Below are 1,507 nucleotides of genomic sequence, written 5' to 3' on the forward strand. Positions count from 1 at the left end.
TTGAACGAGGGGTTAGGCATCACCGCACATGACCCCAACAGTGGCAAGTGCCTGACGGCAGCCAAGCGTGCTGGTAAAGACATGACCTCTGATTCCAAGCCGCATTGCTGCAGCGATGTTCTCGGCCTTGTCATCGACGAAGAAGCACTCGTACGCCGGCGCTTCTGCGGCTGCGATTGCGGCGTGGAACGCCTGTTCGCTTGGTTTGGAGAAGCCAAGTTCGAAGGAAACCAACTGCACATCGAAATCCCGCAACTCTGGGTGAAGGTGTCGAATGGCCTCGAAGTAGTAGCGGTCAACGTTCGAAAGCAGGACGAGGCGATAACTATCCCTGAGTTCTCCAAGCAATGGCGCGAAGTCAGGCATGGGAGAGCTGTAGGGCTCAAGCCAGATCTGGTGAAACGACTGGAACGATGCTCCATATCCGAGCTCGGTGACCAGCCGATGATGAACCTGTTCGAGTGTGGTTCTTCCTTCAATCAGGGACGGTGTCGATGGCAGTCCGTGCAGGGCTCGATAGGCGGACTCCGGCTCACGACACTCGGATGCAATCTTCCTGTACAGGATGCCTTCATCGAACTGGGCTACGACTCCAAAGAAGTCGAAGATGAGAGCTCTGGGTTCGGATTGCACGGGGTGGTCTTCCTGGGCCTCGGCCGGCAAAAGTGCGTCGAATGTGATGCCTAACGTTCGAGGTAAGCGGGCGGCAGCGGCAGGACGCCAGGCCCGCGCGATGCAGGATAAACCACAGCAGCGCGCGGGCCTGGTGGCCTGCCGTTGGCGCTCCGCTTGACCGAGGGGTTAGGCCTCTCCGCGCCGTAGAAACTCATATTGAATGGGTCGAAAAGAACTGCTTCCAGGCTCGAACTGCGTTCTCCATAACATCGAGGCCATTTATTACATTGCCGGCGGTCAGAGTAACCGTTATCTCCTCTTCGCCTACGCCGTAGCCACCAACCCCAAACCTGCCGACACCGAAGCCTTCTTCAGATTCGGCAGTGGCAACGGTGGGAGGCGGACTCTTCTTCTTGTCGAGTTCAAAATGCTTACTAGCATTGGCAAGATCTCGGCAAGTCTGAATTTCTGACGTTCCTCGGAACTGCTGCAAACTTGACCTCGCCGATGCAGGAACGGATGGGTCCTTCTCGATCCAATCGGCAAGAGAGTACGCTGTGACGACGAAGTTAAAGAAGCGATCGCTGGAGACTTCCTCTCGAAGTAGCGCTGCGTCGCGTTCGAGCTTCGCAAGCAGGTCGCGAGCTGACTTCAGACCGTAAGTTCGGGACATGCGGATTCTCCATCTGAGAGGCCTAACGTGTTATGCCCGACACCACACTGTCGCCTAACACGGCAACTGTCGTCCTAATCGGGTGCGCCTGATGTGGCCTATGTGCTTGTCGCATCAAACTTCCCTCCCTGTTGACTGTACGTTCATACAGCACTAAATTCGCGGTCAAACGCGGCGCTTGCCGACAATTCTGTCAACACTGCGCCGCCTTGCCAAGGG

General features: G+C 56.5%; 2 protein-coding genes. Both read right to left on the minus strand.

All coding sequences use genetic code 11. The features are described 5' to 3' along the window. Positions 1–12 precede the first annotated feature (12 nt). Positions 13–633, minus strand: coding sequence for an HAD-IA family hydrolase (locus tag ACOVRJ_RS16675; protein ID WP_422044960.1), 621 nt, complete (start codon positions 631–633; stop codon positions 13–15). Positions 634–826: 193 nt separating this feature from the next. After that, positions 827–1,288, minus strand: coding sequence for a hypothetical protein (locus ACOVRJ_RS16680; RefSeq protein WP_422044961.1), 462 nt, complete (start codon positions 1,286–1,288; stop codon positions 827–829). Positions 1,289–1,507 lie beyond the last annotated feature (219 nt).

It is taken from the genome of Roseateles sp. (genome assembly GCF_049240545.1).
In the GTDB taxonomy this organism is placed as follows: Bacteria; Pseudomonadota; Gammaproteobacteria; order Burkholderiales; family Burkholderiaceae_C; genus Paucibacter_A.

Bases quoted from the DNA above. Each gene is read 5' to 3' on its own strand.
- ACOVRJ_RS16680 (WP_422044961.1), bottom strand. From the start codon at position 1,288: ATGTCCCGAACTTACGGTCTGAAGTCAGCTCGCGACCTGCTTGCGAAG.